Source organism: Pseudomonas sp. 21615526 (genome assembly GCF_013386245.1).
Classification (GTDB): Bacteria; Pseudomonadota; Gammaproteobacteria; order Pseudomonadales; family Pseudomonadaceae; genus Aquipseudomonas.
This window is the reverse complement of sequence record NZ_JACAOM010000114.1, coordinates 1-24,520: the sequence shown is the minus strand read 5'-3', so window position 1 is coordinate 24,520 and position 24,520 is coordinate 1. Positions and strand designations below refer to the sequence as shown.

25 protein-coding genes are annotated in these 24,520 nt (G+C 58.7%); 21 read left to right on the top strand and 4 right to left on the bottom strand.

The window, feature by feature from the left end; genetic code table 11:
* Positions 1-49: 49 nt before the first annotated feature.
* Positions 50-1,138 carry an LLM class flavin-dependent oxidoreductase gene (locus HX786_RS26770; RefSeq protein ID WP_003211314.1) on the bottom strand — a complete coding sequence of 363 codons (1,089 nt, stop codon included), beginning with the start codon at positions 1,136-1,138 and terminating at the stop codon, positions 50-52.
* Between the two features lie 250 nt (positions 1,139-1,388).
* Between HX786_RS26770 and HX786_RS26765 the strand changes: the two genes are divergently transcribed.
* The 4 genes from HX786_RS26765 (at position 1,389) to HX786_RS26750 (ending at position 4,696) form a co-directional block, all read left to right on the top strand.
* Complete coding sequence (locus HX786_RS26765; RefSeq protein WP_178912833.1) at positions 1,389-2,252, top strand: ABC transporter permease; 864 nt, start codon at positions 1,389-1,391, stop codon at positions 2,250-2,252.
* Between the two features lies 1 nt (position 2,253).
* A complete protein-coding gene (locus tag HX786_RS26760) occupies positions 2,254-3,021 on the top strand; it encodes an ABC transporter ATP-binding protein (RefSeq protein WP_177022026.1) in 768 nt (255 codons plus the stop codon).
* Positions 3,014-4,003, top strand: a complete 990-nt coding sequence (locus HX786_RS26755) for an ABC transporter substrate-binding protein (RefSeq protein ID WP_102368809.1) — start codon at positions 3,014-3,016, stop codon at positions 4,001-4,003. The genes HX786_RS26760 and HX786_RS26755 overlap by 8 nt, the downstream gene beginning before the upstream one ends.
* A gap of 69 nt (positions 4,004-4,072) precedes the next feature.
* Positions 4,073-4,696 carry a hypothetical protein gene (locus tag HX786_RS26750; RefSeq protein WP_087694216.1) on the top strand — a complete coding sequence of 208 codons (624 nt, stop codon included), beginning with the start codon at positions 4,073-4,075 and terminating at the stop codon, positions 4,694-4,696.
* Here the strand turns inward: HX786_RS26750 and HX786_RS26745 are convergent.
* From HX786_RS26745 to rfaH, 3 genes are all read right to left on the bottom strand, one after another.
* A complete protein-coding gene (locus tag HX786_RS26745; protein ID WP_177022025.1) occupies positions 4,648-4,995 on the bottom strand; it encodes a hypothetical protein in 348 nt (115 codons plus the stop codon). The genes HX786_RS26750 and HX786_RS26745 overlap by 49 nt on opposite strands.
* Positions 4,992-5,300 carry a hypothetical protein gene (locus HX786_RS26740; RefSeq protein WP_023658750.1) on the bottom strand — a complete coding sequence of 103 codons (309 nt, stop codon included), beginning with the start codon at positions 5,298-5,300 and terminating at the stop codon, positions 4,992-4,994. The genes HX786_RS26745 and HX786_RS26740 overlap by 4 nt, the downstream gene beginning before the upstream one ends.
* A gap of 120 nt (positions 5,301-5,420) precedes the next feature.
* Positions 5,421-5,930 (bottom strand): transcription/translation regulatory transformer protein RfaH, encoded by a 510-nt coding sequence (rfaH, locus tag HX786_RS26735; RefSeq protein WP_177022024.1) that lies wholly within the window; start codon positions 5,928-5,930, stop codon positions 5,421-5,423.
* A 232-nt stretch (positions 5,931-6,162) separates the two neighbouring features.
* On the opposite strand from rfaH, the gene HX786_RS26730 reads away from it, so the two are divergent.
* The 17 genes from HX786_RS26730 to HX786_RS26650 all read left to right on the top strand — a co-directional run bounded on the left by HX786_RS26730 (position 6,163) and on the right by HX786_RS26650 (position 24,276).
* Positions 6,163-6,603 carry a low molecular weight protein-tyrosine-phosphatase gene (locus HX786_RS26730; RefSeq protein ID WP_032899408.1) on the top strand — a complete coding sequence of 147 codons (441 nt, stop codon included), beginning with the start codon at positions 6,163-6,165 and terminating at the stop codon, positions 6,601-6,603.
* A gap of 45 nt (positions 6,604-6,648) precedes the next feature.
* Positions 6,649-8,877 carry a polysaccharide biosynthesis tyrosine autokinase gene (locus HX786_RS26725; RefSeq protein ID WP_177022022.1) on the top strand — a complete coding sequence of 743 codons (2,229 nt, stop codon included), beginning with the start codon at positions 6,649-6,651 and terminating at the stop codon, positions 8,875-8,877.
* A 105-nt stretch (positions 8,878-8,982) separates the two neighbouring features.
* On the top strand, positions 8,983-10,254 hold the full coding sequence (locus tag HX786_RS26720; RefSeq protein ID WP_177022034.1) for a DUF6369 family protein: 1,272 nt from the start codon (positions 8,983-8,985) through the stop codon (positions 10,252-10,254).
* On the top strand, positions 10,251-11,711 hold the full coding sequence (locus HX786_RS26715; RefSeq protein WP_178912832.1) for an oligosaccharide flippase family protein: 1,461 nt from the start codon (positions 10,251-10,253) through the stop codon (positions 11,709-11,711). Before HX786_RS26720 ends, HX786_RS26715 begins: the two co-directional genes overlap by 4 nt.
* Entirely contained in the window at positions 11,708-12,859 is a 1,152-nt protein-coding gene (locus tag HX786_RS26710) for a polysaccharide pyruvyl transferase family protein (protein WP_178912831.1), read from the top strand. The genes HX786_RS26715 and HX786_RS26710 overlap by 4 nt, the downstream gene beginning before the upstream one ends.
* Positions 12,860-12,877: 18 nt before the next feature.
* Positions 12,878-13,723, top strand: a complete 846-nt coding sequence (locus HX786_RS26705) for a polysaccharide lyase (RefSeq protein WP_371321555.1) — start codon at positions 12,878-12,880, stop codon at positions 13,721-13,723.
* Positions 13,724-14,266 (top strand): DapH/DapD/GlmU-related protein, encoded by a 543-nt coding sequence (locus HX786_RS26700; protein ID WP_102368815.1) that lies wholly within the window; start codon positions 13,724-13,726, stop codon positions 14,264-14,266. It begins immediately after the preceding gene.
* Between the two features lie 54 nt (positions 14,267-14,320).
* Positions 14,321-15,283: a glycosyltransferase family 1 protein gene (locus HX786_RS26695; RefSeq protein WP_178912830.1), complete on the top strand. Its 963-nt coding sequence runs from the start codon at positions 14,321-14,323 to the stop codon at positions 15,281-15,283.
* A 92-nt stretch (positions 15,284-15,375) separates the two neighbouring features.
* Complete coding sequence (locus HX786_RS26690; RefSeq protein WP_003211350.1) at positions 15,376-15,774, top strand: polysaccharide biosynthesis protein; 399 nt, start codon at positions 15,376-15,378, stop codon at positions 15,772-15,774.
* On the top strand, positions 15,775-16,251 hold the full coding sequence (locus HX786_RS26685) for a glycosyltransferase (protein WP_003211352.1): 477 nt from the start codon (positions 15,775-15,777) through the stop codon (positions 16,249-16,251).
* 54 nt (positions 16,252-16,305) lie between these two features.
* On the top strand, positions 16,306-17,733 hold the full coding sequence (locus HX786_RS26680; protein ID WP_178912829.1) for a mannose-1-phosphate guanylyltransferase/mannose-6-phosphate isomerase: 1,428 nt from the start codon (positions 16,306-16,308) through the stop codon (positions 17,731-17,733).
* Between the two features lie 12 nt (positions 17,734-17,745).
* On the top strand, positions 17,746-19,089 hold the full coding sequence (locus tag HX786_RS26675; RefSeq protein WP_003211357.1) for a UDP-glucose/GDP-mannose dehydrogenase family protein: 1,344 nt from the start codon (positions 17,746-17,748) through the stop codon (positions 19,087-19,089).
* A gap of 179 nt (positions 19,090-19,268) precedes the next feature.
* Entirely contained in the window at positions 19,269-19,553 is a 285-nt protein-coding gene (locus HX786_RS26670; protein ID WP_003211359.1) for a hypothetical protein, read from the top strand.
* Positions 19,554-19,638: 85 nt separating this feature from the next.
* On the top strand, positions 19,639-20,751 hold the full coding sequence (locus HX786_RS26665; RefSeq protein WP_157222842.1) for a polysaccharide export protein: 1,113 nt from the start codon (positions 19,639-19,641) through the stop codon (positions 20,749-20,751).
* A 14-nt stretch (positions 20,752-20,765) separates the two neighbouring features.
* Positions 20,766-21,425 carry a YjbF family lipoprotein gene (locus HX786_RS26660; RefSeq protein WP_372847442.1) on the top strand — a complete coding sequence of 220 codons (660 nt, stop codon included), beginning with the start codon at positions 20,766-20,768 and terminating at the stop codon, positions 21,423-21,425.
* The gene (locus tag HX786_RS26655) at positions 21,422-22,189 is read left to right on the top strand and encodes a capsule biosynthesis GfcC family protein (protein WP_178912827.1); all 768 of its coding nucleotides are present in this window, start codon (positions 21,422-21,424) and stop codon (positions 22,187-22,189) included. Before HX786_RS26660 ends, HX786_RS26655 begins: the two co-directional genes overlap by 4 nt.
* Positions 22,186-24,276, top strand: a complete 2,091-nt coding sequence (locus tag HX786_RS26650; protein WP_178912826.1) for a YjbH domain-containing protein — start codon at positions 22,186-22,188, stop codon at positions 24,274-24,276. Before HX786_RS26655 ends, HX786_RS26650 begins: the two co-directional genes overlap by 4 nt.
* Positions 24,277-24,520 lie beyond the last annotated feature (244 nt).

The window sequence follows — 24,520 nt, the reverse complement described above, 5'->3', positions numbered from 1 at the left end:
CATAAGCCGCCGTTACCGAAGAAACGGATATGTACTCGGTCCCCCTCCCTCAGGCCACTTTTCCAGCCGCCTGGCGCTCCCGCTCAGCCACCAACTGCCGAGTCAGCGGAATCAGCCTCTTCCCGTAATCAATAGCATCATTCAGCGGATCAAACCCACGAATCAAAAACGTCGTGATACCCAGGTCGTAATAATCCAGCAACGCCTCGGCCACTTGATCGGCCGTACCCACCAGCGATGTAGAGTTACCCTGGGCCCCCAGCAACCCCGCAATCCCGGTCCACAACCGCTTATCCAACCGCGACCCCTGGGCCGCCGCCGCCAACAGCCGCCGCGACCCCTCATTCGGCGGTTCACGCCTCACAAACCCATTCTTCTCAGCCAACGCCGTCGCCTGCTCCAGGATGCTGTCCGCACGCTCCCAAGCCAGCGCTTCAGTCTCTGCCAGAATCGGCCGCAACGACAAACTGAAGCGAACCGTACGCCCATGCCTGGCCGCCTCAGCCCGCACCTGGGTGACCACTTCCTTCACCTGCTCGTAGGTCTCACCCCACAGCGCATACACATCCGCATGCTTGCCCGCCACCGCAATGGCCGCCGCTGAAGACCCGCCAAAATACAACGGTATATGCGGCTGCTGCGGCGACTTCACCGTCGAAAACGCACCCTCGTACCGGTAGTAAGTGCCGTGATGGTCGAAGGGCTTTTCACTGGTCCATTCCTGCCGCACCACGCTCAAGTACTCGTCGGTGCGCGCATAACGCTCATCCTTGTCGATATGACTGCCATCGGCCCGCAGTTCACGGTCGTCGCCGCCGGTGATGATGTGCACCGCGGTGCGCCCGCCGTTGAACACATCCAGCGTGGCGAACTGCCGCGCAGCGAGGGTGGGTTGGACGAAGCCGGGCCGGTGGGCAATCAGGAACTGCAGCTTTTTCGTCACGCTGGCCGCATGGGCAGCGATCAACGTACTGTCCGGGCTGTTGGAATGGAAGGCCACCAGCGCGCGGTCGAAGCCGGCCTCTTCGTGGGCGCGGGCCACGGTCTCCACGTAGTCGGGCTGCAAGGTCGGGCCGCTGCGAGGGTGGATCTCGGAGGCGTGGTGGCCGCCGATATAGCCGATAAATTCGATGCTCATGGTCAGTCCTTGTTGAGGGCAGGAATAAAGCTGCTATCGAAAATAGGGGCCGCACCCGGGCCTGTAAAATGCCGATTGGTTCTATCCTAATTATAAAAATACAGAATCATAGTTTTAGATCGTTATCAGTAATGCGCATTTTAATCGTATTAGGTTATTCCCAAATAGAATTTCACTGAGGTTTTTTATGCGAATAGCATGAAACCGCAGCGGCGCTCCTGGCCGTGTTCTTGATGAGGAAGGAAGCCCGATGACTGAAAAGTCCCTTAACGCCAGTTCGTTTTCCGTCGACAAGGCCGAGGGTCAAGCCGGCGTTGCATCCCGCTTGATTCCGCGCTGGCTGCGCAACTGGCGCACCCCCGATGTGTTGCTGCGGCTGGTCAGCCCGATTGTGTTGCTGTTGCTGTGGGAACTGGCCTCCGAGCTGGGCTTGATCCCGGCACGGATCATCGCCGCGCCGTCTCAGATTGGCGGCACCCTGTGGGCAATGATCGTCTCCGCAGAGCTGGGCAAGCACCTGCTGGTGTCCCTGCAACGGGCGCTGCTGGGCTTGAGCATCGGCGTGAGTATCGGGGTGGTGGCCGCGTTGATCACCGGCCTGTCGAAGCGCGGCGAGGTAATCCTCGACTCACCGATGCAGATGCTGCGCACCATTCCTTCCCTGGCACTGGTGCCGTTGTTCATCCTCTGGTTTGGCATCGGCGAGTTCACCAAGATCGCACTTATCGTTACCGGCACCACCTTTCCGGTGTACCTCAACCTGTTCGCCGGCATCCGCAACATCGACCCCAAACTGATCGAGGCCGCCAACACCCTCGGCCTCAACCGTCGCGAGCTGATCTGGCACGTGATCCTGCCGGGCTCGTTGCCTTCGTTTTTTGTCGGCCTGCGCTATTCCCTGGGCATCTCCTGGCTGGCCCTGGTGTTTGTCGAGCAAATCAACACCACCGCCGGTATCGGCTACCTGGCCAGTGATGCGCGGGACTTCATGCGCACCGACGTGATCGTGATCTGCCTGTTGATCTATAGCGTGCTGGGCCTGCTGATCGACGGCTTGATCCGCACCCTGGAACGTTTTGCCCTGGCCTGGCGCCCATCGTTTGTGAGGAACTGACATGTCGATTCTCGAAGCTTCAACAGCACCGGTGCAGTTGCGCAATGTGGTGCGCCAGTTCGGCCAGCAGCGGGTCATCGACGGCCTGGACCTGGATATCGCCCCGGGGGAGTTCGTTGCGTTGCTGGGCGCCAGCGGTTCCGGCAAGACCACTTTGCTGCGCAGCCTCGCGGGCCTGGACAGCATCGACAGCGGCCAGTTGCGCGTGCCCAAGGCCCGGGCGGCGGTGTTCCAGGAGCCGCGCCTGATGCCGTGGAAGCGCGCCTGGAAAAACGTGATTCTCGGCCTGCGGGTTCCCGACGCCAAGGCCCGTGCGGTGCAGGCGTTGACGGAAGTCGGGCTGGCCCATCGGCTGGAGGCGTACCCGGCGACCCTCTCCGGCGGCGAGGCCCAGCGCGTGGCATTGGCCCGCGGCCTGGTGCGCGAGCCCAAGCTGCTGTTGCTCGACGAACCCTTCGCCGCGCTGGATGCGCTGACCCGCATCAAGATGCATCGCCTGATCACCGAACTCTGGCGCAAACACACGCCGGCCGTGTTGCTGGTGACCCACGACGTCGACGAAGCGATCCTGCTGGCCGACCGCGTGATCGTGCTGGCGGAGGGCAAGATTGCCGAGCAACTGCGCATCGACCTGCCCCGTGCACGGGATACCGGCCAGGACGGTTTCCAGGCGATTCGCGCCCGCTTGCTGAGCCTGTTGGGGGTTGAAGTGGACGCCCCGGCCGCCCAGCCTGCGAACGCCAGCGTCAGGCGGTTTGCCCATGGTTGAATTCAGAACCCTTTGCCTGTTGGCGGCTGCACTGCTGATGGGCGGCTGTGACAAAGCCGCTGAAGCGCCGAAGTCAGCATCGGATCTGTCGGGTGTGACCCTGATCCTCGGTGACCAGGCCAAGGGCTTGCGTACGGTGGTGGAGGCCGCCCACGCCCTGGATGGCATCGACTACAAGGTCCAGTGGGCCAACTTCCAGGGCGCCGCGCCGCTGTTCGAGGCCTTGCGCGCCGGCGCCGTGGACCTCGGCCCGGCCGGGGATACGCCGGTGCTGGCGGCTGCCACCGGAGGCACGCCGCTGCGTATCGTTGCGGTGCGCCGCAGTCAGGCGCGCAGCATTGCGATCCTGGTGCCGCCCGATTCACCGATCCACAGCGTGGCCGATCTGAAAGGACGCAATGTGGTGGTGTCGTCGGCCCGTGGGAGCATTTCCCAGTACCTGCTGATCCGCGCCCTGGCGAATGCCGGCGTGGATGAAAAGGACGTCAACGTCGGCTTCGTGCTGCCCACCGATGCATTACCTGCGTTCAACGCCGGCAAGATCGAAGCCTGGGCGACCTTCGGGGTGTACCAGGCGTTCGCCGAACAGCAGGGCGCGCGGGTGCTGATCAGCGGGGAGGGCATCAATACCGGCCTGACGTTTATTACCGCGTCCGATGAAGTGCTCACCGACCCGCTCAAGCGCCAGGCGTTGCGTGACGTTTTGCAGCGGTTCGCCAAGGCTTTTGAATGGGCGCAGCAGAACCCCGAGGAATACGCACGGGTGTTTGCCACGGTCAACGATATCCCGCTCAAGGTTTCACAGTTGCTGCGCACATGGGGTGATGAGTCGCTGCTGCCGGTAGAGGAGCGGGATGTGCAGGCGTTGCAGCAGGTGGATGATTTGTTTGTGGAAAAGAAGATTTTCCCGCACCGGGTAGAGGTACGGAAACTGACGGATACCGAGGTGTTTTCGCCGCAATCGCTGGCTGGCGCGCCCTGAAGTCGTTGTGTTTTGCCCGGACCTGAGGTCTCATGGGTCCGGGAAAAACTTGCGGGTAGGGAACAGCACTTGATACGGGAAGAACTGGCGCAATATGGCGGTATCACCGTCATGATTCCGGCCGCAGTGGTGATCGCCGTCTGGCTCTGGTATTCCCGGCCCCAGGCGGTCAAGTGGTGGCTGATGACCATCGCCTGCACCTATTCCATCGTGGCGTTCAGCAAGTTGCTGTTCAAGGGCTGGGGCGTGGCGCTCCAGCAGCTGGATATTGCGGTGCTCAGCGGTCACGCCATGAATACGTCGTTGATGGTGCCCGTGGCGATGAGCCTGGTGGCGCGCCGGGTCAACCCCGAGTGGCGCTGGCCCGCAGCTATCGCCGGGATGTTGATCGCCGGCTGGTTCAGTGCCTATTGCGTGGCACCCTATATTCACCCACTCAACGAAGCACTGGCCGGTGGCTTTTTGGGCGGCATGGCGGCACTGGCGTTTCTGTGGCGCCTTGAGGTGGTTGAAGTGCGGGTTTCCCCATCGTTGATCGGTGGGGGAATGGTGATCCTGTTGTTAAGTGCGATGGCACCCAAGTACAACGCCGAGAAGCTGCTCAACCATGTGGCAGTGGCCGTATCAGGTGCCGACCAGGCCCATCAGGAGCCTTCCTGGCGGGCCTCTTCCATGCAGTTGAACGCCGAGTAAGTGGCCAGGTCCAGGGCCAGGTTACTTTCCACCAGCAGCTCCAGCAGCACCGTCTGGCAATTGAAGCGCCGGGCATCGCCACGGCGCTGCGAACGCTTCATCTGCTTGAACAGCGTGTCGGTTATATCCTGCGGTGAGTTGCCGCGCAGCTGATCCAGCCAGTGGGACATGATCCGGGTGTTGCACGCATATTGCTCCGCCGGCAGTTGTTCGTGCGGTGCCAGGCCCTCGAAACCTTCAAACGTGTTCGTCAGCCTTTTCAAGGCGTAGGCCCGTTTCAGATCCTCATAAATGCTCATGGCCGCTCCTCGGTGCAGGAAATATTCGCCAATAGTTCGGCCGTCTTCATTTGCATCAGGTGGCTGTCGCCGCGGCTCTCCACGCACAGGCAGATGGACAGGGGATTGCTCACCTGCAACTTGAAGCGCCAGTCGGCAAACACCATTGAAAGCCCGGTACAGGATTCGTCACTGTCCAGGGAATGGCCGGCGTATAACACCTGCATGCGTTCTACAACGGTGGTTGAACTATTAACCTTGACGTGAATGTTTCCCGAAGAAGGAAACAGGCCGATACGCTCTACCAATAGCTTTGAACTTTTCATGGCCGTCCCTCGCTGTTAATTCACGTATTACTTTATTCTCAAGAGGTGAAAAAGTAAGCGGATGTTATTTTTAGTCTGTTATTAAATTGAATGTTATTTCTTGTCTGTTCAGCGCCGCTATCAGTCACATCTTTGCACTCGGCTGATTTCTGCCAATAGCAAGTTGATGCGTTGTTCCCGTTGCAGGAAGTTCATCAGCAACACCACCCGTTCCTCACCGTCCATGGCCAGGAAGACCGCTTCAAGTTCGGCAAACGGCCCTTCATTGATGCGCACGCTTTCGCCGGGCTGCAACAGGGCGCTCACCACGGCCTGGTGGTCGCGCTCCTGGAGTTCGTCCACCAGCGTGTCGCTGATGGGCAACGGGTGCGCGCCGAATGCCACCACCCGCGACACACCGCGGGTCGAGCGCAGTGAGCTCCAGCTGTCCTGCTGGCTCATTTGAATAAACAGATAACCGGGAAACAACGATTCACGGGTGGTCCTGCGCTGGCCCTTCAACAGCCGTTCGCGTTTATAGGTAGACCGGAAGCAGGTATAGCCCTGGCGCTGGAGGTGCTCCTCGGCGCGCTCGTCCTGCCGGGATTTGCACTGGACCAGGTACCAGGCTTTGTTGGCATTTGCGCTCATGGGAGTTCCTCTTCCTATATAAGGCGATACGTGACAAGGCTGTAATTTAAAGCCGATGGGGGTGACGAAGTAATGAATGTTATAAATTGTCGTGTTGAAGGCGGTGGTTGTTATTTTTCGTCCGGAGATAATTTTGGGGGAAGTAAGGGTTACGTGTTAATAAATACTGCCGTGAAGTAATGAAGTTGAAGAGGTTGCTTCATGGGGTAATGGATGGCCCGGGGATAGTGCCTTGTTTAAAAGAGTGTTGATTGTCTGTATTGGCAATATTTGCCGTAGTCCCACCGCGGAAAGTCTTTTGCGTGGCGCACTCCCGTGCTCCGATATCAAGATCAGTTCTGCAGGTATTGCCGCGTTGGTCGGCAAGCCGATTGAAACCACCGCCCGTGCGGTACTCGAAGCCCACGGTCATCCGGCCGACAAGCACCAGGCCACCCAGTTGGCGCCACAGGCGATCAGTGAAGCCGACCTGATCCTGGTCATGGAACGACAGCACATCAATGCCGTACTCAGCATGGCGCCCGAGGCACGAGGCAAGGTCTTGCTGCTGGGCAAATGGCAAAACGAGCGAGAGATCAGCGACCCGTACCGTCAAGGCAAGGCCGCGTTTGTGCACGCTTATGCGTTGATCGAAGAAGCTGTAAACGCATGGGCGCAGCGTCTTGCACGCTGATCGCCACTACTTTTTGAATCGAAATAAAGGCTAAGAATCCGACTTATGCAGCAAACGCCAGCAGTCACCGTACAGGAAGACGATAACGGGGAGATTGATCTCCTCGGTCTGTTTGGAACACTGATCGACCATAAATGGCTGATCGCTGCGGTGACCGGTGCCTTTATGGTCACTGGCGCCGCCTATGCGGTGCTGGCAACCCCGGTCTACCAGGCGAATGCCCTGCTGCAGGTCGAAGCGAAAAAGAACGACTTGCTGGGCTTCTCGGACATCGGCGGGATGCTGGGCAAGGAGTCGCCGTCGGCCACCGAGATCGAGCTGATCCAGTCCCGCTACGTGATTGGCAAAACCGTCGACAACCTGAAACTCGATATCGTCGTACAGCCGATGTACTTCCCGGTAGTGGGTGAGTTCCTGGCGCGCCGCTTCCAGAAGGCCAACCCCGGTGCAATCGCCGAGCCGCTGCTGGGCCTGGACAGCTTCGCCTGGGGCGGCGAGTCGCTGAAGATCTTCAAGCTGGACCTGCCCGACGGGCAATTGGGCAAGAAGCTGACCCTGACCGTGGGTGAAAACGCGCACTACACCCTGGTGGATGAAGATGACCAGGTGCTGGCGGCCGGCGAGGCCGGGCAGCCGTTCGAGCAAAATGGCGTGGCATTCCAGATTGAAGAACTGCGCGCCAAGCCCGGCACGCGTTTCCGGGTGATCCGCAATGCGCGACTGACCAGCATCCTCGACTATCAGGAGAACCTGGATGTGGTCGAGCGAGGGAAGGAGTCGGGCATGATCGGCCTGGCGCTGGAAAGCACCGAGCCGGACCAAGCGATCAAAATCCTCAATCAGATCGCGGCGATCTACGTGCGGCAGAACGTGGAGCGCACCTCGGCTGAGGCGGCGCAAAGCCTGGCGTTTCTCAAGGAGCAACTGCCGGAGGTCAAGAAGGACCTGGAAAAAGCCGGGAAGGCCTTGAATGAATACCAGACCCGCAGCAAGTCGGTGGACATCACCCTGGAAACCAAGGCGATTCTCGACCAGATCGTGGGCCTCGATACCAGCATCTCCGAGCTGAAGCTGCAACAGGCCGAGATGGACCGCAAGTTCACCCGCCAGCATCCCGCGTATCGCGCATTGCTGACCCAGATCGGCGAGCTGACCAGCAAGCAGCAGAGCCTGGCGAGCCGGGTCGAGAGCCTGCCTTCCACCCAGCAGGAGCTGCTGAGCCTCACCCGGGATGTCGAGGTCGGCACGGCCATTTACACCCAGTTGCTCAACAAGTCCCAGGAACTCGATGTGATGCGCGCGGGCACCGTGGGCAACGTGCGCCTGATCGACACCGCAGACGTCAATTTCTTCAAGCCGATCAAGCCGAAAAAGATCCTCATCGTGCTGATCGCGACGCTGCTGGGCGGCTTCCTGGCGGTGACCCTGGTGCTGCTGCGCAAGGCGCTGAACCGTGGCCTGGAAAGCCCCGAGGCCATCGAGCAACTGGGCTTGCCGGTGTACGCGTCGATTCCGTACAGCACGCTGCAAAAGGTCGAAGAAGACAAAATCACCCGCGGGCGTGGGCGTGCCGATGCCGGTTCTTCATTGCTGGCCATCAGTCACCCCACGGACCTGGCAGTGGAGGCCTTGCGCAGTTTGCGCACCAGTTTGCACTTCGCGATGCTCGAGGCGCCGAATAACCGGATCATGATTTCCGGCCCCAGCCCCGAGGTGGGTAAAACCTTTGTCTCGGTGAACCTGGCGGCGGTCATCGCGCAAACCGGGCAGCGCGTGTTGTTGATTGACGTGGATATGCGACGGGGCTACCTGCACAAAGTGCTGGGTGTGCCGGCCAAGGATGGGCTTTCCGACATCCTCTCCAATCAATGCACCCTTGAATCCGCCATCCACAAAACCGCCATTGAAAACCTCGACATCATCAGCCGCGGGCAAATACCGCCGAATCCTTCCGAGCTGCTGATGCACCGCAACCTGACCGAGCTGTTGGCGCAGGTCAGCGAACGGTATGACCTGGTGATTCTGGATACGCCACCGCTCTTGGCCGTGACCGACGCAGCCATCGTGGGACGGCAATCGGGGACCAACCTGATCGTCACCCGCTATGGCTTGAACCCGGCAAAAGAGATCGAGCACACCATGCGCCGATTTGCCCAGAACGGCATCGTGCTCAGGGGCGCGATCTTCAACGGCGTTGAAAAGAAAGCGTCGGCCAAATATGGCTACGGCAACTACGGGTATTACCAGTACGAATACCAGGCTGATCGGAGCTGATTCACCACTGTAATTGCAGGATAGAGGTCACGTTTTCAGGAAATGAACGAAAAATCCTGGGGCGGTAGCGTGCCAAATTCAAATCAGCATAAAGAATACCCAGCCATGTTTTACCTGTTATCCCTTATCGCGCTGTCAGCGGGTTTGCTCGCGGCGAAAAATCCAAAATACTCAATCGTAGTGTTCGGGATAATGCTGGCTGTTATTCCCACGGGTAACTCCTACAGCGAAATAATCTCGCTCAAGGGTATCTACTTCTTTGACTTTTATATCGTCGGCGGGCTGGGCGCACTGCTGATCCGGCAGGTGGCTACACAGAAGAAACAATTGACGGTGCCAGGCGGCCTGCTTTTTGGGTGCGGGCTGTATGTGGTGTTACTCGCCTGCGGCCTGCTGGAGTCCTCGAACAAGTACCTGTTGAAGGATGTTCGGCCGTTTATAATGATCCTGTCATTTATCGTGCTCTCGAACATCGCGACCCTTGCCGCAAAAACGCTGAAGTTGCAGGCAGTGCTCCTGCTATTGATCGCGATGACCGCCTTCAATGTGCTGGACATTGCCTGGTTACGCTTGGGCTTGTACAAGTTTCAAGACGTCTACTATGAAGAAAACGCCTACCGCTACCTGGACGGCGGTACGTACGCCGCCGTGGCCTATCTGATTTATTACTTCATAGACCCACGGCTGTTCGAACACAGGAAAAAGCTCGCAAGCATTTGCCTGGCCACTTCATTCATCTGTTTGTTCATTGCCAACTCTCGCTTCATCTTTGTCTCGGTGTTTGCGGCGATCATCATCCACCAATACACCCGGCCGGCCCGCATGATAGGCGTTGCCCTGGCCGGGGCGGTGGTGCTGATGGCGTTCATTGGCATCAGCAATATGATCGGGGCTGATCGAATCAATGATGGTTTGTCGTCCGAAGGCATGGCCGCCCAATTGGCCACGCGCTTCAGCCCGGCGCTGGAGTTGATCCGCGGCATGAACCCGCTGCATTACTTTGTGGGACTGGGCGCGGGCACGCCGTTCGAGATTCCCTGGTTCGAGTACCGTGGCCTCGATGACAAGAACTCGAATATCGACAGTGCCTACCTAACCTACTTCGTTAAGTACGGGCTGATCGGCGTGTACTTGCTGTACGTGTTCATTACCTCGATTACCCAGCACATGAACAGCCGGGTGGCGGTTTCGATCGCCATCTTTCTGGGGGTGATGTTCGTTGTCTCGGCCACGCCTTATCAGCCGTACGCCATCGGTATCGCGTATGGCGCGATTGTGCTGCGGGTCTGTTCCGAACACACCGCCAGGCAACGCAAAAAGATCCTCAAGCCTGACCAGCCGCTGATAACCACACCCTTGCAGGTGAATGCCGGATGAACAGCACACTGTTGAAAAAGTTCGTGTCCAGTACGGCATGGAGTTTCGTTTCTGCCGTGGCCACCAAAGTGTCGGTGGTCATCACCGGCATCCTGGTTGCCCGGGTATTGGGTGCGCAATCGTTTGGCGAGTATGGTTTGATCCAGAGCGCGATTGTGATGCTTGCCAACGTCGCCGCCCAAGCCACCACCACGGCGACGGCCAAGCATATCGGGCAGTTCAAGGAGACCTGTCCCGAGAAGACCGGCAGGGGCATCGCGCTGACGCTGCTGTTCTCGGTTGTGTTCAGCGGGATGATCATCGGGACAGCGCTGTTTTTCCCGCACTTTTTCTCCAGCGTTATCCTGGGGGCAGACAGCCTCAGCGCTGCATCGCTGATCGTATTGAGCACCATCCCGTTGATTATCCTGTCGGGATGGACCCAGGGCTGCCTGACCGGTTGGGGCCAATACCGGACAATCGCGACCATCAACGGAATCATTGCGATTGTCGCGATCCCGGCGACGTACTTCCTGACCCTGCAGTTCCGACTCAACGGTGCGCTGCTGGGCTTGGCCGGTTCTCAATTGCTGATCGTGTTCTTCAGCGCACTGGCCTGCTGGAAGACATTGAAGGCCCGAAATACCACGCTGAGTTTCAAAGGTGCAATGACTGAAAAGCACGCAGTGCTGTCGGTTGGCCTGCCGGTATTGCTGACGGGGTTGATGGTCGCCCCGATGAACTGGTTCGCCAACAAGTTGCTGGCGGAAACAACTAACGGCCTTGCCGCATTGGGCATGTACGCCGCCGCGATGCAATGGAACGCGATATTTTCCCATGTTTCCGTGGTGTTGGGCTCTGTGCTGGTGCCGATGCTGGCCGCCGCGCTGGGCGGTAAAAGCCGCAAGTTGGACGCCTTGAACTTTCTGTCGGGCTGGCTGGTGGTGTTGGTGATCATACAGCCGGTGATCATGTTCCCCGAGTTGCTGGCCAAACTGTATGGCAGCAGTTTCCTGGGGCGGGATTTTGAAGTGACGTTGGTTCTGGTAATCCTGGGTTCGCTGCTCAGTGCATTCAAGTCCGGTATTTCAAGAAAAATGATCGTGATGAACCTGGCCTGGTTCAGTGTGATGAGTAACATTCTATGGGGAGTGTTATTCATTGCCGGAGCACTGTGGCTTCGGGAAGAAGGTGCAATCGGGATTGCCAAGGCATTTATCGGTTCGCAGTTTATTCACTTCCTGCTGGGACTGCCGTATTTCGTCTACAAGAAGATATTACCTCTGGAGTTGCTCGTATCTCCCAGGATCCTGATCTTGTGGACATTGCCTTTCATCAGTTTCATATCAAGCGCCTACGTCGAAAGTGTGCTGTATCGATTGATGATCATGGCGCTGATATTTATCTACATTCTCGCAACAACGTTTGCCTTGAATGCCGTGTTTAATGACCCCGTGGAAAATGGAAGCCCAGCATGAATGTCAGCAAAGTATATATCCGGGGGGCATACGGTCCTGGTAATTTGGGTGATGACGTATTAATGCTATGCGTGATCAATATTCTGAAAAAACGCTTTAAGGAATCGGATATAGCGGTGGGTGTCGATCATCCGCAGATCGCCAGGAACTTCAACCCGCGTATCAAGTGGCTGCACATCAAGGAGCCGGTCAAGGCTGACCTGGTGGTGTTGGGCGGTGGGGGCCAGTTCTTCTCGTTCATCCCACCGGCCAAAGAGGCGGCTGCCAACAAAGGCATCGTGGCGAAGCTGTGCAAGAGCATCAAGGCGCAGACCGACCTGAAGTCCACGCTTCTGCGTTTGTATGTTGGGATGCGCGGTGGTGTCGACAGGATCTATTTCCACCGGCGCCTGGCAGCGTTCTGCATTGGCCTGGGCCCCTTCGATGGCGGCGGCAAGCTGCTGACCCGCGCCGTCAGCGTGATCAATCGCTGTGACTACATTTCCGTGCGGGACGGTACCAGCCAGCAGCATTGCAAAGCCTTCGGAAAGTCCGACGTCGAGGTGTACACCGACCCCAGCCTGCTTTCCGACCTGTGGATCTCCAGCAAAGACCTGGAGGTCGGCAGCCTCAAGAAGGGCAAGTACCTGTCCTTCATCCTGCGCGACTGGCCCCATGACGCGAACGGGCAACAGTTCATCAAGGCGATGGTCCAGGCCGCGGATGAGCTCGCCAAGCGTGGCGAGCAGGTACGCCTGGTCTCGCTGTACAAGGAACGTGACCAGCACCTGATCGACAAGTACCACACGTTCGAATGGTTGTGCTGGGACGCGGCGGGCGATACGCCCGAAACCTTCATGGCGAAACTGATCGTCGAGTCCGACGTGATCATCAGCGCCCGTGCACACGGTGTACTGCTGCCGGCTTCCCTGGGCTTTCCCACCATCGCGGTTGAAATCGAAAACAAGCTGAAAAAAGTCCATGAAATGCTGCCGCAGGGCACCCGGCTGGTCAGCACCCCAGACCCTGAGGTGATCAAGGCCACCATCAGCGAATTCCGGCAATCCAAGGCGAAAATGGCCGAGCACCTCAAGCAGGAGATCGCCCAGCGTTCTTCCCTTGCGCAAAAAGCGGTCGACGACTTTTTGAAATGGGTCGATGAAAAATAAAGTGGAGGGGCAACCGACGTGAAAAAGACAGCCTCGACGCTACTTATTGTGGCGTGCGCCCTGCAGGTGGCTGCCAGCGGCGCATCTGAGTTGAACGACCGTTGCGAGCCAGGCATCAAGAACATCTACCCGTCACTGCCGGACATTTCGCAGATGGCCGACGGGCCCCAGGCGCAAAGCAGCATAAAGGGCAGGGCCAACCTGACGAACAAGGCCTACAGCCAAAAGATCAAGGACATTGCCGTGCATTTTCCGGCCGGCTCCTATGACCCGGGTTCGATGGTGCGCCTTGGGTTGCCCTACGGCGGCATTGAATTCAAATCCCCACTGCCGCAACCGGGCAGGGAATGCCTGGTACTGACCTATGAGTTGAAGTTCGACAGGAATTTCGACTTTGTAAAAGGCGGCAAGCTCCCGGGCCTCTACGGTGGCACCGGCAATACGGGCGGCAAGATACCGAACGGCCATGACGGCTTTTCCACGCGCTACATCTGGAAAGAAAAGGGCGCCGGCGCCATTTACGCGTATTTGCCCACCAGTAAAACCTGGGGCACGGCAGTCGGGTTGGGTTCCTGGATCTTTACGGTGGGGCAATGGCACAGGTTGGAGCAACTGGTGAAGTTGAATACGCCGGGGCAGGCCGACGGTGTGATTTCCATTTGGTACGACAACCAGCTGGTGCACTCGGAAACCGGGCTGACGTTTAGAGACACGCCGGAGATCACCATCGACGGCTTGCTGTTTTCGACGTTCTTCGGTGGCAATAACCCGTCTTTCGCCACGCCGGTGAGTACCAATATCCGCTTCAGGAATTTTGTGATGAGTTCACAGCGCGTAACGGATACTGCAGGGCAGGGCGAGTAGATGAAGAACCTGAAGCTGAACATCAAGAAGGCCGCTGTTGCGCTGTTCAATACGCTGCTCAGCCTGGCGTTGTTTTTCAATCTGCGACGCGCGTTGCTCCGGGCAACCGGATGCCGGGTGGGCGCCCGGACCACGATCCACCGCAACGTGGTGTTTTTCTCCTTCGGCAACTTCTCGGTCGGGAAAAACTGCACGGTCAATTACGACTGCTACCTGGATAACCGGGCGGGCATCCGCATCGGCGACAACGTCAATATTTCCCATAACACCCGGATTTATACGCTGGGCCACGATATTGATGACCCCATGAGTTGCCTGGTGGGGAAGCCGGTGTTGATTGAAGACAATGCCTGGATCTTTCCCAATGTGATGGTGATGCCAGGCGTCACCATCGGAACAGGCGCGGTTGTTTATCCGGGCAGTGTGGTCACGCGCAACGTTGCAGCGTATTCGATCGTGGGTGGCAACCCGGCCAAACATATCCGCTTCAGAAACAACACCATTCGATACAACGCCGACTTTCCGATCTGGTTTGCAGTGTAAGCAATCTCACTGGCCCCACCTTTATTTATGCAGGACTCTGACGTGAAATCATTAATGATTGCATGGATTGGCTATCAACGACGCGCCGATACCATGAAGCAATACTGGGCGTATGACATTCTGCATCTGCCCAACCAGTTCAAGAAGAAATCCGCGCGGCCGCTGGATTACTTGATCAAGTCGTTTAAAACCCTGAAGACCCTGTTGGCCGGTTCGCCTGACGTGCTGTGGGTGCAGTTGCCGCCGAGCCCGGTATTGCATATAGCACTGGCCTACAAGTTTATATTCAACCGGCGGCTGAAGATTATCGCCGATGCCCACAACAGCCTGTTGCGCAAACAATGGATAGGCTTTCCGGGCACGGTAGCGCTGTTGAATAGAATCGATGCCGTCGTCGTTCATAATTTTAAAGTCAAAGAAGAGTTGGCCGGCCTGGGCGTCAAGGACACCAATATCTTTATCCTGGAAGACTTGCCGTGTGACTTTCACGCGGCGCCCGCCAGTGAGCGCGAGACACCCTATGTACTGTTTCCGTGCTCGTTTGATATCGATGAACCGATCGAGATCGTGATCAACGCCGCCCGGGAAATGCCCGGTGTCGACTTCCTGATCACCGGCAAGCATCAGGGCAAGCTCTCCGAGGAGCTCGTGGCGTCACTCCCCGAGAACATCAAGCTGACCGGCTTCCTCAGCAAGGCGACCTTTGAACAGCTGCTGTGCCACGCGAATGTGGTGCTCGGCCTGACCACCCGCGACAACGTCCAACTGAGCGTGGCCAACGAAGCGGTCAGCGCCGGCAGGCCGATGGCGCTTTCGAATACCACGGTACTGCGCTCGTTGTTTTCCGAGGCGGCGGTGTTTGTCGACACCCTGGACCCGCTGTCCATCAAGGCCGGCGTCGCGCAGCTCATCGCCAATCAAGAAACCTATAAAGAGAAATCGGCCTTGCTCAAAGCCAAGCGAATAACCAGCTGGAAAGGCCAGGCCCAACTGTTAAGAACTGCCGCCACTATTTAATGATGTCTATTACACCTGACAGGAAGGGAACCGTCATGAGTCAATCAAGTGATGTTTTATTGATTTGTTCTGGAGGTGGGCACTGGGTACAAATGAGCAAGTTGCTGCCTGCCTTCGACGGTCAAAAAGTTACCATCGCCACCGTGGATATCAGCATTGGCTCGCAGTATCCAACCCATGCCTTCGCGCAAGTCCCGGACTTTAATCGCAGTGAACCGTTGAAGATCATCAAGGGCTTTTGCCAGATCTTTGCGATCGTTTACCGCAGCAAGGCCAGGTACGTGATCTCCACCGGGGCGGCACCGGGGTTGCTGGGGCTGGTCGCGGGAAAACTGATGGGCAAAAAGACCCTGTGGATCGACAGCATTGCCAATCCCAAGAAGCTCTCGTTGTCCGGCAGGATCGCTGTGTATTTTGTCGATGAGTTGCTGACCCAGTGGCCCACGCTGTCGCAAAACAGCCGCGCCCAATATAAAGGGAGGATTGTATAAATGATATTTTGCAGCGTTGGCACTCAAGCACCCTTTGAAAGAATGCTCGGCTACTTGCATGAGTGGAGTCATGCAAACCCGCAGGTCCCGATTGTTGCCCAGGTGGGCAATAACGAAAATGACCTGGGGCGCATTACGGCTTACAAGACCATCGCCGAGCCGCTGTTTTCCAAAAACTTCAATGCGTCAAAGGTGATTGTTTCCCATGCGGGCATGGGCAATATCATTCGCTCCCTTGAACTGGGCAAACCGATTGTTATTGTCCCGCGCGACAGTCGGCGCGGTGAACACATCAATAATCACCAGTACGACACCGCCGAAAACTTTTCAGACCTTCCCTCTGTGTTTATCGCCCATGATAAAGATGCGTTCTTTTCGGCGATTGATTCGGCGCTTAACTACAGCAGTGCCGAAAGTTCACTGGACTTTACCGAAAGGGACCGCTTGATCAGTTATGTGAAGTCATTCACTTCTTAAGTTTCGGCTGTTTGTCAATCCGCTCTTATTGCCTTTAATCATCGAGTAATCGTTATGATCCCAGTTATATTGTCTGGCGGTTCAGGCACGCGCCTGTGGCCGCTTTCAAGAGCGCTTAAACCAAAGCAGTTTATTGCGCTGCACGGTGACTTGAGTTTGTTTCAAGCCACCTTGGATCGCATCAAGAACCTGTCGATAGAGGGCGAGACCGTCAGCCCGCCGATCATTGTGTGCAACGAAGAACACCGTTTCATCGTGGCCGAGCAAAGTCGATCACTGGACGTGATCCCGCAGAAAATCCTCCTTGAGCCGACCGCCCGCAACACCGCCCCGGCGATTGCGGCGGCAACCCTGTCGGCGCTGGCGGATGGGGACGATCCGATCCTGCTGGTGCTGGCGGCGGACCATGTGATCGGCGATACCCAAGCCTTTAATGCGGCCTTGACGCTGGCCAAGGTGGAAGTCAACAAAGGCAAGATCGTCACCTTCGGGGTTGTGCCCACCAAACCGGAGACCGGCTACGGCTATATCCGTACTCAAGAGGCTGCGGTGGACGGCGCCGCGCATGTCGATGCCTTCGTGGAAAAGCCCGACCTGGCGACCGCGCAAGGCTACCTGGAACAAGGCAACTACTTCTGGAACAGCGGCATGTTCATGTTCCGCGCCTCGGTGATGAAGGCCGAGCTGGAGCGCCTGAGCCCGGAGATCATGGTGGCCGCGGAACTGTCCCTCTCCAACGCGGCCCATGACCAGGATTTCACCCGGCTCAGCCAGGTGGATTTTGTGAACGCGCCCAACGTGTCGATCGATTACGCGGTGATGGAAAAGACCCACATCGCGTCGGTGGTCATCCTCGATTCGCCGTGGAGCGACCTGGGTGCCTGGGACTCAGTGTGGGAAGCGGGCCTCAAGGATCAGAACCAGAACTGCACCCAGGGCGACGTGCTGCTGCAGGACGTCACCAACAGCTATGTGCATGCCAGCCACCGCCTGGTCACGGTTGCAGGGATCAATGATGTGGTGGTCGTCGAGACTGCCGACGCGATCCTGGTGACCACCAAGGATCACGCGCAAGACGTCAAGAAAATAGTCGCGCAGCTGACTGAAAAGCACCGGATCGAGAGCACCAGCCACCGCGAAGTCTATCGGCCGTGGGGCAAATATGACTCGGTGGACCAGGGCTATCGGTACCAGGTGAAGCGGATCACGGTGAAGCCGGGGCACAAGCTGTCGGTGCAACTGCACCACCACCGGGCCGAGCACTGGATCGTGGTGTCCGGCACCGCGAATGTGCAAATCGCCGACAAGCAAGTGCTGCTGACCGAGAACCAGTCCACCTACATCCCCATTGGCGTTGTGCACTCCCTCGAAAACCCGGGGCGAATCCCGCTGGAGCTGATTGAAGTCCAATCGGGCTCGTACCTGGGCGAGGACGACATCATCCGCTTTGAAGACCGCTATGGCCGCCTCGAGCTTGTTTAAAGGAAGATTGAAATGAATGTAACTGTATTTGGAATCGGCTATGTGGGTCTGGTGCAGGCAGCGGTGCTGGCCGACGCGGGGCATGAGGTGTGTTGTGTCGACGTGGACGCGACTAAAGTCGAGAACCTCAAGGCCGGCATTATTCCGATCTTTGAGCCCGGGCTGAGTGCGCTCGTCCAGAAGAACCATGATGCCGGACGCTTGCACTTCACCACCGACGCCGCGCAAGGCGTGCGGCATGGAGAGGTGCAGTTCATCGCCGTGGGCACCCCGCCTGATGACGATGGCAGCGCCGACATCAAGTACGTGCTCTCCGTTGCCGCGACCATTGCGCTCAACATGACCGAGCCGAAGATTATCGTTAACAAGTCCACGGTGCCGGTGGGGACGGCGGACAAGGTCCGGGCGAAGGTGTCCGAGGTGTTGACGTCGCGGGGGCTCGAGGTGGAGTTCCACGTGATCTCGAACCCCGAGTTCCTCAAGGAAGGTTCGGCGGTCGCCGACTGCACCCGGCCCGACCGGATCATCATCGGCAGCGACAGCAGTTACGCCGTGGACCGCATGCGGGAGCTGTATGAACCCTTCAACCGCAACCACGAAAAGATCATCACGATGGACATCAGGAGTGCCGAGCTGACCAAGTACGCGGCCAACTGCCTGCTGGCCACCAAGATTTCCTTCATGAATGAAATGGCCAATTTCGCCGAACGCTTGGGCGCCGACATTGAGGCGGTTCGTAAAGGCATTGGCTCCGATCCACGGATCGGCTACGACTTTATCTACCCAGGCTGCGGTTATGGCGGCTCGTGCTTCCCGAAAGATGTGCAGGCGCTGGAGCGCACCGCGTCGTCGATCGGCTATCAGGCAACGCTGTTGTCTGCCGTCGAGGAAGTCAACAAGCGCCAGAAGCAGCACCTGTTCGGGCACATTCACCACCACTTCGGCGGCCAGCTGGAGGGCAAGACCTTCGCCATCTGGGGCCTGGCCTTCAAGCCCAATACGGATGACATGCGCGAAGCCTCGAGCCGCGTGTTGATCGAACAACTGCGCAGCGTGGGTGCCCGGGTCCAGGCATTCGACCCCGAAGCGATGGCCGAGACCCAGCGCATTTACGGGATGAACGAAGACCTGTTGCTGATGGGCACCAAGGAAGCGGCGTTGCAAGGTGCCGATGCGCTGGTGATCGTGACCGAATGGCGGGAGTTCAAGGCCCCGGACCTGGACTTGATAAAAGAAAAACTGAGCACGCCGGTGATCTTTGACGGCCGCAATATATTTGATCCGCAGCGTATGAAAGCCAATGGTTTCGAGTATTACGGTATTGGTCGCGGGTTATCGGTACGCCCCGTTGTTTAATCCTGACGATTATTAACATTGGTGGTTTGAGCTATCCACAAGTGAGATGATTTCGAGGAGGTTAAGTGCGTGATCCAACAGGATCTTTGCGCAGTTTGCATAGCCTGTTTATCTCCGTTCCATCACTACGCCCTTATTGCATTATTTGATAAGGGGTAAATATCGAGAAGGAGTCTGATATGAGGAAAATACTGTTGGCCGGCGTGCTGGCCTTTAGCAGTACTGCGGCATTGGCGGCAGGTGAAGTCGCGAGCGAGGCCTTGAGCGATGCGGCCGGCGCGAGCGAGCCCCTGTCGTTGAGCACCCCGCTCGTGGGCGGCGTGACGCTCGGTGAAACCGTCGGGGTCGGTACCGCGGTAGTCGGCGCTGCGGCGGCGGCTTCCAACTCGGGCGGCAGTTCCAATGGCGGTACTTCCGGCACCGGCGGCACCACCGGTACAGGCGGTACCACCGGTACCAACTAATAACCCGCAATGTGTGTTGTTCAAGATCACCCGGAACTTCTGGGTGATCTTTTTTAGACTCGCCCTCGACTAGCGTAGTGCCATTATGATTCGTAGGTTACCTGTTCTTTTGCTGGCAAGTTTCAGCTTGCACGGCTGCATGTTTTCGCCTGGTCAACATATGGACACCAGTCAAATGTCCAGTGAGGGTTCTTCCGAAAGTACTCGGGTAGAGTTGATTCCCATCACCCCCAAATTGATTGCCATGGATGCCGCCACGCATGTTCGTGAATCGGTGCCGGCAGAACTGTTGTCTTATGTGCCCGGTGGCTATCGCGTCGGTGCCAATGACCTGTTGTTTATCACGGTTTGGGATCATCCCGAGTTGACGGCACCGTCCGGGCCGCAACAGCAGATCGACGCCAACGGGCGCCTGGTTCGCCCCGATGGCACGTTGTTTTATCCGTATATCGGCAACGTCCCGGTGGCCGGCAAGACCATCGAAGAGCTGCGGGCCTTTATCGCCGGGCGCTTGTCGCAATTTATTGAAAGCCCACAGGTCGACGTCAGCGTCCTGCGGTTTGCCAGCCAGACAGTGGTGGTGACCGGGGCGGTGATCAAGGCCGGGCAACAGCCGATCACCACCACGCCATTGAGCGCCGTCGAGGCCATTGGGGCCGCCGGTGTCGACCCCACGAATGCCGACCTCTCGGGCCTGACCCTGACGCGCGACGGCCGTGAGTACACGCTTGACCTGGACAGCCTCAATCGCCAGGGCTCGCAACTGCAGGGCATCTACCTCAAGGGCGGCGACCGGTTGTACCTGCCCTATAACGACCAGAAACGTGTCTACCTGATGGGCGAAGTCAATCAGCCCCGGGCCCTGAGCTTCAAGGGCAAGTCGATCAACCTGACCGATGCCCTGGGTACCGTAGGCGGCTTGAACCAGACCACTTCCAATGGCAATGCGGTCTATGTGATTCGCGGCGTGGACAACCTGGAAGCCGAACCGGCCAAGGTGTTCCAGCTCGATGCCCAGTCACCTTCCGCGCTGGTGCTGGCCACCCGGTTCGACTTGCAACCCCAGGACATCGTGTACGTCGGGCCGGCCGGCGTGACGCGCTGGAACCGCCTGATCAGCCAGTTGCTGCCGACCGCCAGTGCCATTGGAATTGGTGCCCGATCGGCCAATGACCTCAGCGAAGTCAACAGCAGATAAGGCGTTATCCCGTGGTGAAAATGTTGCCTACCAGCGCCTGCCTGTCGATGGCGCTCTTGTTGTGCGGGTGTAACCCGTTGATGAGGGCGTCGTGGTACACCCTCGAAACTTCTGTGACGGGCCCGGCCCCGATCAACGTGACCCGCGCCCAGGTCGACGCGGTGCCATACCCGCAGATCCTGGTGACCACCGCCGTCAGCGAGGGCGTGATGGCCATGGCCCGGCGCCGGGGCGACCTGCAGTTCTGGGTCGCTTCCGGCAAGCAAGTGGTGATGATGCGTGACGGCCTGGTGGTACGCACTGTCGGGCTGGGTGTTTCCCTGGATGGCACGCGTTTCAGTGGCGAATCGCCGTTCAAGCGCGGCCTCCAGCATCTGCCCGACGGCTACACCGGCACACGCTGGATCGACCTCTACGACGGCAACCGAATCGGTATCGCGGTCAACAGCCGTTTCAGCAGCCACGGTATCGAGACCCTCCGCATTCTGGACAAGGATTACGCCTTGCTGCGCATCGACGAGCAGGTGGACGTTCCCACCTTGAATTTCCGCGCCACCAACCATTATTGGGTCGACTCGCAGGATGGTTTCATCTGGCGCAGCGAGCAGCATTTGACGCCCCGGTTGGCCCTGAAAATCGTGCAATTGCGTCCCGACCGGGAGGCAGCCCGATGAAGTGTTCGAAGCTTTTATGGCTGGGCCTGTTGCTGATCGGCCCTGGCACTGGCCAGGCGGCCGTTACAGTCAGTGGCGATGTGCGCAGCCCTGGCGCCTTCGAGGTCAAGCCGGGTGCGCGTTTGCTGGACGTTATTCGTGTGGCCCAACCCAATGCAGAAAGCTACTGGTTGGGCGCCGCGTGGCTGCACCAGTCGTTGGTGAGCACGCAGGAACGCTTGAAGGCAGGGGTTTTGTTCGATCTAAAACTGCTGCAACGAGGGGCCTTGCTGGATGACCGTGGCTCCCGGGCGGACTTGAGTGCGCGTCTGTATCGACAGGTCGAACAGTTGCCGGTCACCGGCCGCCAGGTGCAAGTGCTGGACCCGATCGCCGTGGAGACGGGGTTCGCGCGCAACGCATTGCTGGATGACGGGGACCGGCTGGTCTACCCCGTGAGGCCGTCCACCGTGCAGGTGCTCGGGGCGGTCGCGCAGTCCTGTGATGTGCCGTACCGGGCCATGCGCGAGGTGCGGGATTATGTTGGCGACTGCACGGTCCTCGATGACGCCGCGCGCGATGACCTGTGGCTGATCCAGCCCGACGGCCAGGTACGGCGCGTGGGCGTGGCGGCGTGGAATCGCGAGGACGGCGTGGTGGCGGCCCCCGGCAGCAGGATCCTGGTGCCGATCCGCAGCGACGACCTTGAGACGCCGACCCCTGATCTCAACCAACAACTGGCCGAGTTTTTCGCCACTCAACCGTTGGCTGAGGTGAACCCTTGAATTTACGTTTTGCGGCTGTACTGCTGTTGCCTTGCGGGTTGGCTCACGGTGACCCCCGTTACACCCAAAATGATTTCGGCGGCGTGGGCCTGCTACAGACCCCCACCGCACGCATGGCCCCGGCGGGAGAGTTGAGCGCCAACGCCAACCGCACCGATCCCTACTCGCGCTACAGTTTTTCCCTGCAACCGTTTGATTGGCTGGAGGGTTCGTTTCGTTATACCGCCATCAGCAACCGCAGGTACGGCGCCGAGGCGTTGAGCGGAAGCCAGAGCTTCAAGGACAAGGCCATCGACTTCAAGGCGCGGCTCTGGGAGGAAAGCCGGTGGGCACCGCAGGTGGCTTTCGGTGCCCGGGACATCGGCGGTACCGGGCTGTTTTCCAGCGAATACTTTGTCGCCAACAAGCGCCACGGCAACCTGGATTTCAGCCTAGGCATCGCCTGGGGCTACCTGGGAAACCGAGGCGACTTCGGCAACCCGCTGTCGGTGTTCGGCAGCAAGTTCAACGACCGGCCCAAGAGCACTGCGGTCGTCGCCAGGGCAGGGGACGTGAACTCCAACGCCTATTTCAGGGGCCGCCCTTCGTTGTTCGGCGGGATCGCCTATCAAACGCCCTGGGAACCCCTGAGCCTGAAACTCGAATACGAGGGCAATGACTACAAGCACGAGCCGTTGGACAACCCGATCAAGCAGGACTCGCCGGTAAACATTGGCGTGGTCTATAAGCTGGCTGACAGCGTCGACCTGAGTGCGGCCTGGGAACGCGGGAATACCGCGATGTTCGGCATCACCCTGCACACCAACTTTGTCAGCCGCAAGGCACCGGTCAAGACCTATGACCCGCCCGCCGAACCGTTGCCGACGCGCATGCCCACCACCCCGGCCGACCAGGTCAACTGGGCCAACGTCGCCGACAGGCTGCAGCAGAATGCCGGCTACAAGGTGGAGCGCATTGCCCGGCGCGGCTCGGAATTGATGGTGTATGGCGAGCAGCAACGCTACTTCTATTCAGCCAAGGCCGTGGGACGCGCCAGCCGGATTCTCGACAACAGCGCCAATCAGGATATCGACTGGTTCACCCTGGTGAACAAGCGCTATGACATGCCCATCGAAGAAACCAGCGTGCCCCGTGCCACCTTCCGCGCCGTGGTGAACAACCAGCAACCGTTGACGGACCTGCACCGTAATACCGAGGTCAACCCGGCGGTTGCCCATCGGGAAACCACGCTCTACAGCAGACAATCCGAGCCGTTCAACTATGGCCTCGGCCTGGGTTACAAGCAGAACATCGGTGGCCCCGACGGCTTGCTTTATCAGTTCACTGCCGACGCCGACGCGGAGTACCGTTTTACCCGCAATACCTGGTGGAGCGGCTTGCTCAGCGCCAACCTGCTGAACAACTACGACAAGTTCACCTACGACGCACCCAGCGGGTTGCCGCGAGTACGCACCGACCTGCGCCAATACATGACCACGTCCGATGTGACGATGCCGAACTTCCAGGTCAACCATGCGCAGCGCCTGGACCGCGACCTGTATGGCATGGTCTACGGCGGCTACCTGGAGTCCATGTACGCCGGGGTGGGAGGCGAGGTGTTGTTCCGGCCGGCGGGCAAGCACTGGTCAGTGGGCGCAGACCTGAACTTCGTGCGCCAGCGTGATTTCAACCAGGGCTTCGGCCTGCGGGATTACCAGACCATCACCGGCCATGTCACCAGCTATACCGAGCTGCCCTATGACACCCTGGCCGCCGTCAGTGTGGGGCGTTACCTGGCGCGGGACTGGGGCACCACCGTCGACATCTCGCGCCAGTTCAAGAACGGCGTGAAGTTTGGTGGCTGGGTGACGCTGACCACCGCCTCGAAGGAAGAATATGGCGAAGGCAGCTTCGACAAGGGTATCTATATTTCCGTCCCCTTCGACGAATTGATGAGCACCTCGACGATGCGTCGGGCCAACGTCGTATGGGCGCCACTGACCCGTGACGGCGGCGCACGCCTGAACCGCGGCTATTCGCTGCAGACCATGACCGACGGGCGTGACAGCGAGTTGTTCTACAACAACTTCGAGAAGATCACTGAATGACGGTGCGGCATCTGCCGACCAGGTTGTCGACTGTCCGGCGTTGAATGCGCCGGGCAGTCGCCACGCCGAACGCTACAGCGCCAGGTGCAATGCCGGCGCGCAACACTTGCCTGACTTTCCTCTTTGATGACTATGCGAATGGCCCGGGCCCGGGCGTTGCTGTGGGCGCTATCGTTGCGCCTTGCGGGGAGTGGTGGCGGGGAGGGCGCAAAGCGCGCCTGGTGCCCCGCGCCGCCGATGCAGC